The sequence below is a fragment of the Neobacillus drentensis genome (assembly GCF_036966985.1).
Taxonomy (GTDB): domain Bacteria; phylum Bacillota; class Bacilli; order Bacillales; family Cytobacillaceae; genus Neobacillus; species Neobacillus drentensis_E.
Genome location: NZ_JBALSN010000237.1, coordinates 1 through 14,747, shown reverse-complemented (window position 1 = coordinate 14,747; position 14,747 = coordinate 1). Strand labels below are relative to the sequence as shown.

The 14,747-nt window shown below is 37.3% G+C and carries 12 protein-coding genes and 2 pseudogenes; 13 read left to right on the top strand and 1 reads right to left on the bottom strand.

Annotated features, from left to right (window positions below; all coding sequences use genetic code 11):
- The first annotated feature begins 70 nt into the window (after positions 1–70).
- The 3 genes from V7659_RS16065 to V7659_RS16055 are packed head-to-tail and all read left to right on the top strand — an operon-like array spanning position 71 to position 5,232.
- Positions 71–949, top strand: a complete 879-nt coding sequence (locus V7659_RS16065) for a carbohydrate ABC transporter permease (protein WP_218348604.1) — start codon at positions 71–73, stop codon at positions 947–949.
- Between the two features lie 48 nt (positions 950–997).
- Positions 998–3,172 (top strand): 1,3-beta-galactosyl-N-acetylhexosamine phosphorylase, encoded by a 2,175-nt coding sequence (gene gnpA, locus V7659_RS16060; protein WP_335540847.1) that lies wholly within the window; start codon positions 998–1,000, stop codon positions 3,170–3,172.
- Between the two features lie 14 nt (positions 3,173–3,186).
- The gene (locus V7659_RS16055) at positions 3,187–5,232 is read left to right on the top strand and encodes a beta-galactosidase (protein ID WP_335540846.1); all 2,046 of its coding nucleotides are present in this window, start codon (positions 3,187–3,189) and stop codon (positions 5,230–5,232) included.
- A gap of 98 nt (positions 5,233–5,330) precedes the next feature.
- Here V7659_RS16055 and V7659_RS16050 read toward each other — a convergent pair whose 3' ends face one another.
- A complete protein-coding gene (locus tag V7659_RS16050; protein ID WP_335540845.1) occupies positions 5,331–5,447 on the bottom strand; it encodes a TetR-like C-terminal domain-containing protein in 117 nt (38 codons plus the stop codon).
- 975 nt (positions 5,448–6,422) lie between these two features.
- On the opposite strand from V7659_RS16050, the gene V7659_RS32135 reads away from it, so the two are divergent.
- The 10 genes and pseudogenes from V7659_RS32135 to V7659_RS16005 all read left to right on the top strand — a co-directional run.
- On the top strand, positions 6,423–6,533 hold the full coding sequence (locus tag V7659_RS32135) for a DUF2961 domain-containing protein (protein WP_420491430.1): 111 nt from the start codon (positions 6,423–6,425) through the stop codon (positions 6,531–6,533).
- A 223-nt stretch (positions 6,534–6,756) separates the two neighbouring features.
- Complete coding sequence (locus tag V7659_RS16045) at positions 6,757–8,094, top strand: ABC transporter substrate-binding protein (protein WP_335540844.1); 1,338 nt, start codon at positions 6,757–6,759, stop codon at positions 8,092–8,094.
- Between the two features lie 90 nt (positions 8,095–8,184).
- A complete protein-coding gene (locus V7659_RS16040; protein ID WP_335540843.1) occupies positions 8,185–9,075 on the top strand; it encodes a carbohydrate ABC transporter permease in 891 nt (296 codons plus the stop codon).
- Between the two features lie 23 nt (positions 9,076–9,098).
- Positions 9,099–9,986: a carbohydrate ABC transporter permease gene (locus tag V7659_RS16035; protein ID WP_335540842.1), complete on the top strand. Its 888-nt coding sequence runs from the start codon at positions 9,099–9,101 to the stop codon at positions 9,984–9,986.
- Positions 9,987–10,037: 51 nt separating this feature from the next.
- A pseudogene (locus tag V7659_RS16030) lies at positions 10,038–11,021 on the top strand (carbohydrate kinase family protein).
- Entirely contained in the window at positions 11,008–12,459 is a 1,452-nt protein-coding gene (locus V7659_RS16025; protein WP_335540841.1) for a glycoside hydrolase family 32 protein, read from the top strand. The pseudogene V7659_RS16030 and the gene V7659_RS16025 overlap by 14 nt, the downstream one beginning before the upstream one ends.
- Before the next feature lie 152 nt (positions 12,460–12,611).
- On the top strand, positions 12,612–13,955 hold the full coding sequence (locus V7659_RS16020) for a NosD domain-containing protein (RefSeq protein WP_335540840.1): 1,344 nt from the start codon (positions 12,612–12,614) through the stop codon (positions 13,953–13,955).
- Positions 13,956–14,068: 113 nt separating this feature from the next.
- A pseudogene (locus V7659_RS16015) lies at positions 14,069–14,293 on the top strand (hypothetical protein); the annotation flags it as partial.
- A complete protein-coding gene (locus tag V7659_RS16010) occupies positions 14,226–14,522 on the top strand; it encodes a GH32 C-terminal domain-containing protein (protein ID WP_420491735.1) in 297 nt (98 codons plus the stop codon). The pseudogene V7659_RS16015 and the gene V7659_RS16010, both read left to right, overlap by 68 nt.
- Before the next feature lie 14 nt (positions 14,523–14,536).
- A partial coding sequence (locus V7659_RS16005) for a hypothetical protein (RefSeq protein WP_335540839.1) occupies positions 14,537–14,747 on the top strand: 211 nt, incomplete at its 3' end.

Sequence of the window (14,747 nt, the reverse complement as noted above, 5' to 3'; positions counted from 1 at the left end):
GTATTGATGATAATAATAATAATTTTCTCCATTATTCAAAAAAAATTATTTAACTTAAAGGGGTGAGAAAATGGAAGCTAACTTAGAAATAGAAAAGGAAACCACTATTAATATTACAAGGAGATCTGTCAGTGGAGGAGGAGTACTAAAAATACTACTATTTATATTTATATCAGCTATAGTAATTTTGCCAATACTAATTACAGTTTTTGCATCATTTAAAAGCTTACCTCAGATTGGTTCAGAATCAGCACTTAAACCACCTACTAGTCTTAATTTTGAAAATTATAAAGAGGTTCTTAAAAGTGCAAATGTGTTTATTGGATTTAAAAATTCCATGATATTGGTTGTAGCTGCAGTTGTTATAAATTCTATACTTAGCACTATGGTTGCATATTGTTTAACTAGATTTGATTTCAAGTTAAAAAAAGCATATTTTGCTATATTCCTAGTTGGATTGATAATACCAGGTATTGTTACTGAAATATCAAGATTTGGATTAATGACTAATATTCATGTATATGACACTCTTTTAGCACCTATACTCATATATGCCGGTGCAGATTTAATGCAAATATACATTTATAATCAGTTTTTACAGCAGATACCGGTTTCAGTAGATGAAAGTGCCATGATGGATGGAGCATCATATTTTACAATTTACTGGCGAATAATTTTTCCTATGGTGATTCCTGCAACAGCTACTTTAGGCATACTTAAAGCTGTTGATGTTTTAAATGACATGTATATACCATTTTTATATATGCCAGGAGTGGAGCATAGAACTTTAAGTACTTTACTTTTAAATTGTATACAAGATCCTAGAACTTCTTCTATTCCAATGCTAAGTGCAGCAGCGGTTATAGTTATGATTCCAACTCTATTAATCTACTTTATATTCCAAAAATATATTTTTAGTGGAATAGCAGCAGGTGCTGTGAAGGAATAGTGTGTTGTAGTGAAAACCCGATGTTCCGAGTAAAAGGAGGAAAAGGCAGTGATAGAAGATTTAAGAAAAGGTAGATTTACTTTACCGGCGGAAACAGGAATTGATAATGAGGTTAAGAGAATTATAGAAAAATGGGGAGCAGATGCCATTAGAAATAGTGATGGTACTATACTATCAAAGGAATTAATGGATATGGCAGTAAAGGTATACACAACCTATTTAACTGTTAGAAATGATCAACAGTGGGCCTATTCCCATAGAGATCAACTGCAAATGCAGTATTTAATGTCTAATCATAATACCGCTGCAAACGAGGTGTTAGAAATAGACCTATTAGATGGATACTTTAATAAACAATTTGAAATAGATAAGGACCATGATATTAAAAGATATTGGGAGGTTATAGATAGAACTAGTGGCGAGTTGTTAGATGTGAACCACTGGGAGTTTGATTGCAACACTCAAAAGGTTGTAATCAACAATGCTAAAAAGTGGCATAGATATACTGTGAGTTTTTTAGCATATCAAGTTTGGGATACAACTCAAATGTATAATCATCTAACAAATAATTGGACTACAGCACCGGAGATGCCTTATGATGCAATCCATGAAGAAACCAGGGAGCATATCTTTAGTTATTTAGATAATTGGCTTAAAGAGAATCCCAGTGTAGATGTTGTTAGATTTACTACATTTTTTTACCACTTCACAATAGCTTATAATGACAAAGCAAAGGAAAAGTTTGTTGATTGGTTTGGATACAGTGCTAGTGTAAGTCCAAAGGCCATGGAGGAATTTGAAAAGGTAAAAGGCTACAGGCTAAGAGCAGAAGCTTTCGTTGATGAAGGATATTATAATTCCCCCTTTAGAGTACCTTCTAAGGAATTTTTAGATTGGATTGATTTTGTTCAAGGCTTTGTAGCTGAAAATGCTAAAAAATGTGTTGATTTATGTCATAGCTATGGAAAAGAAGCAATGATGTTTTTAGGTGATAACTGGATTGGAACAGAACCTTATGGAGATTATTTTGGAAACATTGGACTAGATTCAGTGGTAGGCTCTGTGGGAAGCGGAGCTACTTTAAGATTGATTTCCGATATTCCTCACGTAAAATATACAGAAGGAAGATTTCTACCATATTTCTTTCCAGATACCTTTTATGAAGGTGGAAACCCAACAAAGGAAGCAGTAGAAAATTGGGTACAAGCAAGGCGTGCAATACTTAGAAAGCCAGTGGAAAGAATGGGTTATGGTGGATACTTGAGTCTTGCGCTAAAGTTTCCAGAGTTTGTAGAGAAGATAGAAGAAATCACTAATGAGTTTAGAGAAATCCATTACAAGATGGAAGGAACCAAAGCTTATACTGCCAAATTTAAAGTAGCTGTGTTAAATGCTTGGGGAAAGCTTAGAAGCTGGCAGACTAATATGGTGGCACATGCTTTATGGTATAAGAAAATATATTCTTATGTAGGGGTAATAGAATGTTTAAGCGGTATGCCAGTTGATGTGGTATTTATGAGCTTTGAAGATATAAAGAAAAAGGGCATACCGGAAGATATAGGTGTAATTATAAATGCTGGTGATGCTGGCACAGCATGGTCAGGAGATAAGTATTGGGTAGATGATGAAGTAACAGGTAAGTTAAGAGAATGGGTACATAATGGAGGCGGATTCATTGGAATAGGTGAACCAACTGCATATCAGCATCAAGGTAAGTACTTCCAGCTCTCAGATATACTAGGTGTGGATAGAGAAATGGGCTATACATTAAGTTATACTAGACATGATAAGGCGCAAGAGGAGACCCACTTTATATTACAAGATCAAAAGTCAAAGGTAGATTTTGGCGAAGGAATGAAGTATGTATATAGGGTTAGTGATAGCACACAGATTCTTTCAATGGATAATGGAGATATAAATCTTGCTGTGAACGAATTTGGCAAGGGTAGAGCAGTGTATATATCAGGACTTCCTTATACACCAGAAAACGTAAGAATTTTATTAAGAGCTTTATATTGGGCAGCAGCTAAAGAGGAGGAAATGTTCACTTGGTATACTTCAAACAGCAATACTGAGTGTGCAGCATACCTGCAAACAGGCAATGTGGCAATTATAAATAATTCAGATAAAGTACAGGAAACAGAAGTTTACAGAGATAAAAATAGTGCTGTTAAGCTTTCACTAAAACCCTATGAAATAAAATGGATTTGTATGGAGCTATAAGGAGCGATATTTCAATGATTAATGATAAAATTAAAGGCTTTTTTTATGGTGCGGATTATAATCCGGATCAATGGGATGAAGAAGTTTGGAGAGAAGACATAAGACAGATGAAGGTTCATGGAGTAAATGTTGTAACTCTCCCTGTATTTTCATGGGCTAAATTGCAGCCAAGTGAAGAGGAATTTGATTTTTCATGGTTAGATAAAATAGTAAATCTTCTATATGAAAATGGTATTTTCATAAACATGGCTACACCAACTGCGGCGCAGCCAGCTTGGATGAGTAAAAAATATCCGGATATTACAAGAACGGATATTTATGGTCGCAAACGTAAACATGGTGGAAGGGTGAATTTTTGTCCAAATAGTTCCAACTATAAGAGATTGTCAAGTACTATAGCTGAAAAAATGGCTGAACATTATAAAAATAACCCAGCAATTGTGTTATGGCATGTTAACAATGAATATGGTGCCTATTGTTACTGTGAAAATTGTAGACAAGCTTTTATACAATGGCTAAAAAATAAATATATAACTTTAGAAAATTTAAATAAATGTTGGTATACAAGCTTTTGGGGTCATACAATATATGACTTTGATGAAATTGAGGTACCATCTGCTTTAACAGAGATTTTACCAGGAGCTCTAGCAGGAAGAGATGGAACTTATTTTCAGCCCATGGCTATAGATTACAATAGGTTCATGTCAAATAGTTTGTTAGAATGCTTTAATGGAGAAGTGCAGGAAATAAGAAAATATCATAAAGAAACATCTATTACTACTAATATATGGAGTATAAGCCATGAGTTAGACTTATTTAGGTGGGGAGAACAATGTGATGTTGCTTCTTGGGATAGTTATCCGTCAAATAAAGATCATCCAAGTGTAATTGCTTTTAGACATGATGTGATAAGAGGATTAAAAAAAGGAAAACCCTTTTTATTAATGGAGCAAACACCTAGTCAGCAAAATTGGCAAGCCTATAATGCTCAAAAAAGACCAGGGGTAATGAGGCTGTTAAGCTATCAATGTATAGCCCACGGTGCAGATGGAATAATGTTTTTTCAATGGAGGCAATCTCTAGGAGCCTGTGAAAAATTTCATGCTGCTATGGTGCCTCATGTTGGACATGAAAATACGCGGATGGGAAAAGAACTAAGCAAATTAGGCAAGGAATTACAATACCTTCAGGATAAAATAATTGATTCTAGAACTGAATCAAAGGTAGCAATAATTATGGATTGGGCTAATTGGTGGGGAGTTGAATATTCAAGTGGACCTAGTGTAGATTTAACATATATTGATAGAATAATGAAATATTATAAAGCCTTATATGATTTAAATATACCGTTAGACATAGTTGAACCTACCTCAGATTTATCAAAATATGAAATAGTAATAGCTCCTCTTTTATATATGGTTAGTGATGCCTCTATAGAAAATATTAATAAATTTGTAAGTAGGGGCGGTACATTCATAACAACATTCTTTAGTGGCATTGTTGATGAAAATGATATTGTAAGACTTGGTGGATATCCAGGTGCCTTTAAGGAACTGCTTGGTATATGGGTAGAAGAGGTTGATGCACTATATCCTGATATGAAGAATGGAATAAGGGTAGAAAAGCAGCTGGAGGAAAATGAGAAAACCTTTGAATGTAAATTAATATGTGAAGTAGTTCACAATGAAAATGCAATTGTACTAGGAACCTTCACAGAAGATTACTATAAAGGCTTACCTGCAATAACAGAGAATTCTTATGGAAGTGGAAAGGCCATATATGTGGCATCGGAACCAGAGGACAATTTAATAAAAGTATTAATTGAAAAATATTGCGGAGAAAAGAATATTAAACCTATATTTAAAACTGACGCAGAGGTAGAGATAACTAGAAGAGTGAAGGAAAATAATGAATATATATTTATATTAAACCACAGCAATATTTTACAAAAGGTATCACTTGGAAAAAACTCATACACTGATTTATTCAATGGAGAGATTTTAGAAAATGAAATAGAAGTTGAACCAAAGGATGTATTAATTTTAAAAAACTTGGGTTAACAACCCGAGTTTTACTATTCAGAATTAAGTTACCTTTGGTTACTAATATGGTCAGGAAAAGGACATTCCTGGTTGACCTTTTATTATGATGGGCAGTTTTATTTGTACATCGGAAAGATCTGTTGTGCAAAGTAACTTGGACTATAAGGTGTCCCTTCTTGTAACCACCATGATACGATGCCAAGTGTTGAGGAAGCAATTATCTCATTAGGCACCTGAAACGACCCCCTTTCGCTTTTCTATCTTCTGCCCAAAAAGTGATGATATCTAACAATAAATCGAACACTGTTTAGCGAAAATCCTTGTTCTGCAGCATAAAATACGTACAGATGGATTCTCTTAAAATGATTGCTTTTATAAAAACCTCACCAACACCCCATGTGTTGCCACATACACTCTGGACACGTGGAGTGCTGTTCACTGCTGGTTTTAAAAAATAAATGATGTGGCAGGTTTAAAGAAGTCTCTTTTTGTAAAGAGGCTTTTTTGTTTTATTGCTGCAAATCAATATACCCGACAATCCAAGATATCTAAAACCTAGTATCTTTTGTCAGAAGAACGGGTGCTCCTGCGCCAAAGCATATTCAAAGAAGCTGCTGTACAGCTCGTCGCAAAGCCCATGATGTCTTTTCAAAGATGCCAATCATTTGTTTTGCAAGTGGTTGCTTTCGCTCTTCGTGTTTCCTTTATCTCTTATGCCCTGTGCCTGTCACCTCATCGAAAAAAGCTTCTAATTATTCTGGGATGTTTGTTATTGAAAAAGTTCTAAATATATATAACTTTTTCTAAAAAAGTTAGAATTTTCTTAAAACACCTTTATTATTACAATAAAAGTGTAAAGAGGATTTACAAAAACGTTAGAGGGGGAAAAAGGAAATAAAAGTTAATCATTTTTACTTCAAGGAATGTAACCGTTATCAAGTTTTTGAAAAAGAATAGAAACAATGGAGGAGAATAATCAATGAATGTATAGCAGCCTAATAGCCATTTGGGGGATTACCATTATTAAGAATGCAAGTTCAAAACGCTAATCAAGTTTTGACCGCACAGGGGGAAATAGAGATTTTGCCGTAGTGGAACCTGGTGCAACTCACGTAATGGCTGATATCAAAGGAGCTGGATGTATCAAACTTATTTGGATGACAACCAGATGCTATGCCCTTCAATATTTACGGAAACTTGTCCTCTAGATGTATTGGGATGGGGAGGAGAATCCAAGTGTACGAGTTCCTTTTGGTGATTTCTTTGGAATAGGACATGCTACTTGTAAGCATTATGTTGCCCTTCCATTAGTATGGTGATGGTGGAGAAAAGAGGCCCTAAAGGACCATTCGCAGCCTCAATGAACTGTTATGTTCCGATGCCATTGGCGGATGGTGCGAAAATTCAATTAATCAATGAAAGTGAAGAAAAAGTAGAGAACTTATTCTATGGCTGCCTCCAGTAAAAGATCGTCTTCCAAGAAGATGGCCTGAACATGGTTTGTGGGATAGATAATTTATTTAATAATTAAGGAGGCATGTAGTGGTGAAGAAAAAAGGGATTCTATCAATTGTTTCATTATTATTAGTATCATCTCTTTTTTTATCGGGTTGTTCGGGAGAAAAAACAGGAAGTTCCGAAGCAAAAGGTGATAACAAAACGATTACGCTTCTAGTTGAAGGGGGAAGCCCGGCCTTTAAGGTAGCAAAAGAAACCGCTGCGGAATTTAAAGAGGAAACAGGCTATACAGTTAAAATTGAATCCGTTCCCTATACCGGAGTCTATGACAAACTTAAGGCTGAGGTAGCTTCACAGGCAGGAGCATTCGATGTTGCAACCATCGATATACTTTGGTTTCCTGCTCTAGCTGGCGGACTTTTACCGTTAGAAGATCTCATGACAGATGACCTTAAAAATGATCTATTCCCAGGATTAGTAGAAGGCGGAAGTTATCAAAATAAGGTTTATGGAATGCCGGTATGGACGAACGCCAAAAATTTAATCTACCGTAAAGATCTTTTCGAAGATGAAAAGAACAAAGCTGATTTCCAAGCGAAGTATGGATATGAGCTACATCCGCCAACAACATGGGATGAATATAGTGATGTTGCCAAGTTTTTTACTAAAGATACCGATAATGATGGAAAAGTGGATATGTACGGAACAACGGTCTTTGGTGCGAACAATGGAGATGCGGTAGCCAGCTGGCTTGATCATGCAGCCCAAGCAGGTGCGAAACCATTGGTAGTTGGTGATAAAGGCAAAGTTCTTGTCAATACGAAACCGTATGTTGATTCTTTACAATTCTTAGTTGATCTTTTGAAAAAGGATCAATCAGTTCCATCAGGTGCACTTGAAATGGCATCTGCTGAAACTTCTGAGCTATTTTGGAATGGAAAACTTGCGATGATGCTTGCATGGGGTCACTTTTATGTCCCTTCAAATGACTCTAAACAATCAAAGGTAGCAGGAAAAGTTGGAAGTGCTCCAATGATTGGCGGCGGAGCAGGAATAGGTGCTGTCCCAGGCCCATGGTATCAGGTTATTCCTAGTTCTTCCAAAAAACAGGAGATCGCCAAGGAGTACCTCAACTTTATTTATGAAAAGAATGAACTATTCATGAAAACATTGGGCGTAGCAGCGAGAAAATCTGTATTTGAAAGGTATAGCACGCAGCAGGGCTATGAACATTTGAGACCGCTTATGACGACATTAAGCGGACCACAAACACAAAATCGACCTGCTATTAAGGAATGGCAAGAAATTGAAAGTGAAGCACTCATTCCAGCCGTGCAATTTGCACTTTCAGGGGAAAAAACTCCTCAGGAAGCACTTGATTGGGCAGCAGATGTAATCAAAGATTTATTGCCGCCGCAATAAACTGAAACGTTTTTAATAGAACCTCTTCATGCGGCAATCTATTCGATGAAGAGGTTCTAAAAAATATTTTGATAGAAAGGAGCGGTTTTCTTGAGACTGAAAAATGGGGCATTATCGACGATCTTTTTCTTTCCTGCGGGGATCTTTATGTTGGTATTTCTGGTCTATCCAATCTTTCTTTTAATTAGAGACAGTTTTTATAAGATTGATATCATTAATCCTTCCTTACGAGAATTTGTCGGTTTTGCAAACTATACAAACTCGTTGACTTCCGAACGTTTTTTAAAAGCCCTTTGGAACACAGTAGTATATATAGGAGTAGCGGTGGGGTTCGAGTTTATCTTAGGGCTTATCCTTGCTTTGCTTCTAAGTAATGCTTTTAAAGGAAGCCAATTTATTCGGACACTATTATTAAGCCCGCTTATGCTGGCACCTTTAGTTACAGGGATAATTTGGAAATTCATGCTTAATGATCAATTCGGCATTATCAACTGGGGGCTTTATAAACTAGGGATACTTTCTGACCCGCATCAAATACTCTGGTTATCAGACTCCCGTTTTGCACTCTATTCTACGATTATTGCAGACATCTGGTTAACTACGCCTTTCATTATGCTTGTTCTATTAGCAGGTATTAAAGGAATCCCTATTAGTTTATATGAATCTGCTGAAATGGATGGGGCCAATAAATGGCATAAGTTCCGTTACATTACTTTTCCTTCTCTTATCCCAGTAGCAACCGTAGCCTTATTAATTCGCATTATTGATGCTGCAAGAACATTCGATATTGTCTGGGTGCTTACGCAAGGGGGACCGGGTTTTTCTTCCGAATTGCTAAGTACATATATGTATAAGACATTGACCCGTTATGGAGAAGTTGGGCAGTCTAGCGCCATGGCTGTCATTTTTATCATCATTTTATTAGTCCTAAGTTCTTTCTTCATTACAAAAATGTGGTCACCTAGGAGAAGACACTCATGATGATAGGAGAGGTGAAATAGATAATGGCCCATATGCCAATAAAAGAAACGATTGCCGAAAAACCAGTTTGGTTTGCTAATTTTCATTTTAAACATAAAGTATGGACGCTGATTGTATTGCTGGCCACATGCTTGCTGGCTTTATTATTCTTAGGTCCGTATATCTATTTATTATTAACATCATTGAAACCATCCGCTGAGGCAGTTACGGCACCGCCGACTTTATGGCCCTCAAAATTTTCACTAGAAAATTATATAAAAATGTTCGACTACTTGCCTATTGGAAAATATTTTTTTAATAGCCTAATTACGGCCGGTGCCAGCACCATTTTAAGTGTGTTTTTTGGTGCCATGGCTGCATATGGAATTTCTAGATTTTCTTCTATTACAGGAAGCTACTTTTTGTTATTTACGTTAGTGATTAGAATGGTACCAATGATTAGTATTGCGATTCCGATGTATATGATTATAAAAAGTATGGGCTTAATTGACACCCATTTTGCCTTAATATTGGTGTATACCAGCTTAAATGTCCCGTTTGCTATTTGGTTAATGATTGGTTTTTTTGACTCGGTACCAAAGGAATTTGATGAAGCGGCCAGGGTTGATGGATGCAGCTGGATCGGAGCCTTTATTAGAATTATTCTTCCGGTATCCCTCCCTGGACTGGCAACGACTGCTATCTTTACTTTTATGTTAGCATGGAATGATTTCTTGTTCTCGCTGCTCATGACCAGTACCAATGCTAAAACGGCAACAGTTGGAATTTCAGAATTTTTAACTGCTTATAATCTTGATTTAGGGCCAATGACAGCTGCAGCCATCTCATTTAGTCTGCCTGTTATGATATTTTCTTTTTTCGTGCAGCGCTATATTGTAAGCGGTATGACTTTAGGAGCAGTGAAAGAATAACGATTTGATTGATGTATGAAAAAAAGGCATATAGCGGAGTGAGGTAAATGTATGTTTGATGTAACAGCTATTGGAGAGTTATTAATTGATTTTACTCAGACTAGAAATGCTGAGGATGGGACGGTTTCTTTTGTTCGGAATCCTGGCGGAGCCCCAGCGAATGTACTGGCGGCCTTAGCAAAATTTAATCGAAAGGCTGCGTTTATCGGAAAGGTTGGAAACGATTCTTTCGGACATTACCTTGAGCAGGTGTTAATTGATAGTGGAATTGATACGCAAGGATTAACATTTTCAAACGAAATTCCTACCACCCTTGCTTTTGTTCATTTGAACGACGAGGGGGACCGCTCCTTTAGTTTTTATCGTAACCCTGGTGCCGATATGATGTTACAAACGGAGGAAGTCGACCACGAAATCCTTAGCCAGTCCAAAATCATTCACTTTGGTTCACTCTCATTGACAGATGAGCCTGCACGAACGGCAACCTTTGAAGCTATTAAACAGGCAAAAGCGATGGGCAAGATTATTTCCCTTGATCCTAATTATCGAAGCCAATTATGGAAGAGTGAGGATCATGCCAAAAAAATGATGAAAAAAGGACTATTGAATGCGGATGTCGTGAAATTATCAGACGAAGAATTTCACCTCCTCGCAGGAGAAATGGAATTTCGTGAGGGAACAGATTATTTGATGAGGGAATTTTAACTATCCTTGCTATTTGTCACACTCGGGAACGAGGGCTGCCTTTTTCGCCACGGAGAAGATTTTGGAAAAATTAGCGGCTATAAAGTCAAAGCAGTGGATACCACTGGAGCGGGTGATGCTTTCTTAGGAGGGATTCTTCATAAAGTAATCGAATACAACGTTCATCCTTCCCAGTTGAAGTTAAGTGAAGTGGTAGATATGGCAACGTTTGCGAATAACGTTGCGGCCCTATCGGTCACAAAAAAGGGGGGGATTCCCAGCATGCCTCAACTTAAAGAAGTGGAGGAACTATTGAACCTCGAAGGGAGTAATCAAAATGTTGATGTCTAAGCCTGCAGCCTGCCAGGAAGAATACCGTCCAGCGTATCATTTTACTCCTAAAAATAACTGGATGAATGATCCGAACGGATTGGTTTATTATCAAGATGAATATCATTTGTTCTATCAATACCATCCATTTGGTACCAAATGGGGTCCGATGCATTGGGGGCATGCCGTTAGTAAGAACTTGGTCTATTGGGAGCATTTGGTGATTGCATTAGAACCTGATGAAAATGGAATGATTTTTTCCGGAAGTGCTGTTGTAGACTGGAATGATACTTCTGGTTTCTTTAATGGACAATCCGGATTAGTAGCTATTTTTACTCATCACGATACGGAGCCAAACTCTGAGAAACCCCGGCAGCGGCAAAGCCTCGCCTATAGCCTTGACAAAGGCAGGACCTGGATAAAATATCGTCATAATCCTATTTTAGTAGATGAGGAGAAAATTGATTTTCGTGATCCGAAGGTGTTCTGGCATGAACAAACCAATAAATGGATTATGGTTTTGGCAGCTGGGGATTGTATGGAAATTTACAGCTCTCCTAATTTAAAGGAGTGGCACTTTGAAAGTTCGTTTGAAGGACACTTAGGAGAAAACTTTGGAGTTTGGGAATGTCCTGACTTATTTAAACTGCCGGTTGTAGGTCATCCAGAACAAACGAAATGGGTCCTTCTCGTAAGTCATGGCGATAGCCCTTATGGTTCCAGAACACAATATTTTGTAGGAGATTTCGACGGCCATAGCTTTAAAAATTCCTGTCCGGATCACAAAGTAAAATGGCTTGACAGCGGCAAAGATAATTACGCTGGAGTTACCTGGTCAGACATGGCAGATGGCAGAAGGATTTATATAGGCTGGATGAGCAATTGGAGATATGCAAACGAAACCCCGACCCAAGGGTGGAGAGGGGCTATGACGCTCCCACGTGAACTATTTCTGACATCTAAGGACCTATTGATCCAAAAGCCAATAAAAGAGTTGGAAAATCTCCGTGATGAACATATCCACATTAAGAATCAACTGCTGGCACCAGATAAAGATCTCCTAGCGAACCTTCAAGGAACGACTTGCGAAATTATTGCTGAGTTTGAGTTTGAGGATGAAAAGGATTTTGGAATAAAGGTGTTTAAGTCAGATAAAAAAGAAACAGTGATAGGTTTTAATGTTGAAAAAGAGGAAATGTACATTGATCGAAGAAACTCGGGTGAAACCTCTTTTAATGGATTCTTTTCATCTATCGATCGTGCAGTGGTAAAAGCTCCAAACCATCGGATAAAATTCCATGTCCTTGTGGATCGTTCTTCTATTGAGGTTTTTGCAAATAATGGAGAAATTATCATGACCAGTCTGATCTTTCCAGACTCATTTAGCAAGGGTATTGAGTTGTTTTCAAATGGCGGAAATGTAAAACTACTCTCTCTGGATGTCTATCGGTTAAAGTAATGTGTCCATGGGGACGGTTCTCATGGTCACCCTAACAAAAGCTTAGATTCACCAGAACCGTCCCCATGGCTCTCGTAAGGATTTACTTCCAGCTATATCAAGGAAAAAGTAGTTTATGAACAAACACACTAAATTGATCGGAGAATTTATTTATGGCTAGTAAAAATTATTACGACGTAACAGAGTGGCCTGTCGGTAATCCGTATGAGGATATTGGTGAGGTAATCAATAGCATTATAGCAGATATTAAAAGTAGGCAAACGGACACTGATGTGAATAAAGGCGGAAAGCCGGGTGCGGTTATCTATATTCCACCGGGAGATTATCATCTTGGCAGTCAAGTAGTTATAGACATCAGTTATCTTAAAATTATGGGTTCTGGACACGGGTTTACATCTTCGAGTATTCGTTTTAATACTTCTGAGAATGAATGGGCGGATTTACATGAATTGTGGCCGGGAGGAAGTCGCATACTTGTAGATATTCCCATAGAAGCAAATGACGAGGAATATAAAGGAGCTGCATTTTATGTTGAACGAAGTGGAAATCCCCGAATAAGTTCGGTAGAGTTTTCTGACTTTTGTATTGATGGTTTGCATTTTATTGAAGATGGTTCAGGGGAAACAAATCCGGAAAACACATACTCTAACGGCAAAACGGGTATTTATGTTGCAAGTGCTTGTGACTCATTTCGGATTACAGGCATGGGGTTTGTGTATTTAGAGCATGGAATTACTATTTATCATGCAGATGCACTGACTATACATGATAATTTCATAGCTGAATGTGGTAACTGTATAGAACTACGAGGTTGGGGACAGGCTTCAAAAATAACCGATAACTTGATAGGAGCCGGTTTTAAAGGATATTCAATTTACGCTCAAAATTTTGGTGGACTTTTGATTACAGCTAATAATGTTTTTCCACGAGGTGCGAGCAGTATCTATTTTGATGGTGTGACACGTTCTAGTATCACAAATAATAGACTTCATTCATTTTATCCAGGAATGGTGGTATTCAGGGATAATTGTTCGGAAAACTTGGTTTCTTCAAATCACTTTTTACGTGACCATGAACCTTGGACTCCTTTTCTGGGAATAGACAATGGTTTAGATGATTTGTATGGTCTCCTCTATATCAGTGGCAATAATAATTCTGTAATTGCTAATCACTTTTCTGAAGTAATTAATACTCAGAACATCAAGCCGGTAGGTGCAACACCTGTAATCATACGTATTGTTTCGGGTAATGGAAATTATATTTCTAATAATCATGTTGTTGCCACGGAGGTTCATGCTAAGATAAGTGATTCTTGTTTCTCTGCGCAAGTAGATGCTTTGTTGACTACCGATGCATCAGAGCCGCTTACCGTAACAACAATATTGGTAGAAAAAGAATCGCTTCAAAATACGATTCTTGATTCGGGAAGTGATGCACAGGTTGTTATGGACAAGACTGTAAATGCATTCAGAGCCACTCCAACGCCAGGAGCATAAATAATATATTCAACTATGTTTTTGTGGTAGTTTTTGTTCCAAAGTTTTAATTGCAAGTCGGACACTTGAATTATTTCGTTTGTCATTTAATTTTTGGAGTGCTTCCTAGCGATGCTGTTGTAGACTAGAAGGATACTTCAGGATTCTTTAATGGGAAATCCGGTTTAGTGGCCATTTTTACCCATCATGATACGGATCCAAACTTAAAGAAACCCCGGCAGCGGCAGAGCCTCGCCTACAGCCTTGACAAAGGCAGGACCTGGATAAAATATCGACATAAATCAAATACTAGAACTAAACAAAAATCTCCTTTTGGACCTTCAAGGAACGACTTGTGAAATGATTGTGGAATTTGAGTTTGAAGTAGCAAAGGAATTTGGGATAAAAGTGTTGAAATCAGCCAAAAAAGAAACAGTGATAGGGTATAATGTTGAAAAAGAGGAACTTTACATTGATAGAAGTAACTCAGGTGAAACCACTTTTAGTGTCCATGGGGACGGTTCTCATGGCCATTCTAACAACAGCTTAGATCCACCAGAACCGTCCCCATGGCTACAAAATTCTTAAACTGGAGAAACCAAATGGTTAAACTAATGAGACTCATCGACTCTCCAATCAAGCGTAAAATTATCTTATTAGCTTTGTTTTCAGCACTAATCCCTTTACTTGTTATTGGTCCTTTTACATTCATTTATTTTAATAAAGTAATAGAAAATAAAGTTTCTACCACGATTGATAACTTTTTAACTATTGTCGATTGGAATATAGATGCTTTTGGAAGCAGTGTAGAGA

What these genes read in the sequence shown, in the direction of transcription:
- V7659_RS16055 (WP_335540846.1), top strand. Translation starts at nt 3,187, where the DNA reads ATGATTAATGATAAAATTAAAGGCTTTTTTTATGGTGCGGATTATAAT.
- V7659_RS16025 (WP_335540841.1), top strand. Translation starts at nt 11,008, where the DNA reads ATGTTGATGTCTAAGCCTGCAGCCTGCCAGGAAGAATACCGTCCAGCG.
- V7659_RS32135 (WP_420491430.1), top strand. Translation starts at nt 6,423, where the DNA reads ATGTATTGGGATGGGGAGGAGAATCCAAGTGTACGAGTTCCTTTTGGT.
- V7659_RS16065 (WP_218348604.1), top strand. Translation starts at nt 71, where the DNA reads ATGGAAGCTAACTTAGAAATAGAAAAGGAAACCACTATTAATATTACA.
- V7659_RS16020 (WP_335540840.1), top strand. Translation starts at nt 12,612, where the DNA reads ATGGCTAGTAAAAATTATTACGACGTAACAGAGTGGCCTGTCGGTAAT.
- V7659_RS16035 (WP_335540842.1), top strand. Translation starts at nt 9,099, where the DNA reads ATGGCCCATATGCCAATAAAAGAAACGATTGCCGAAAAACCAGTTTGG.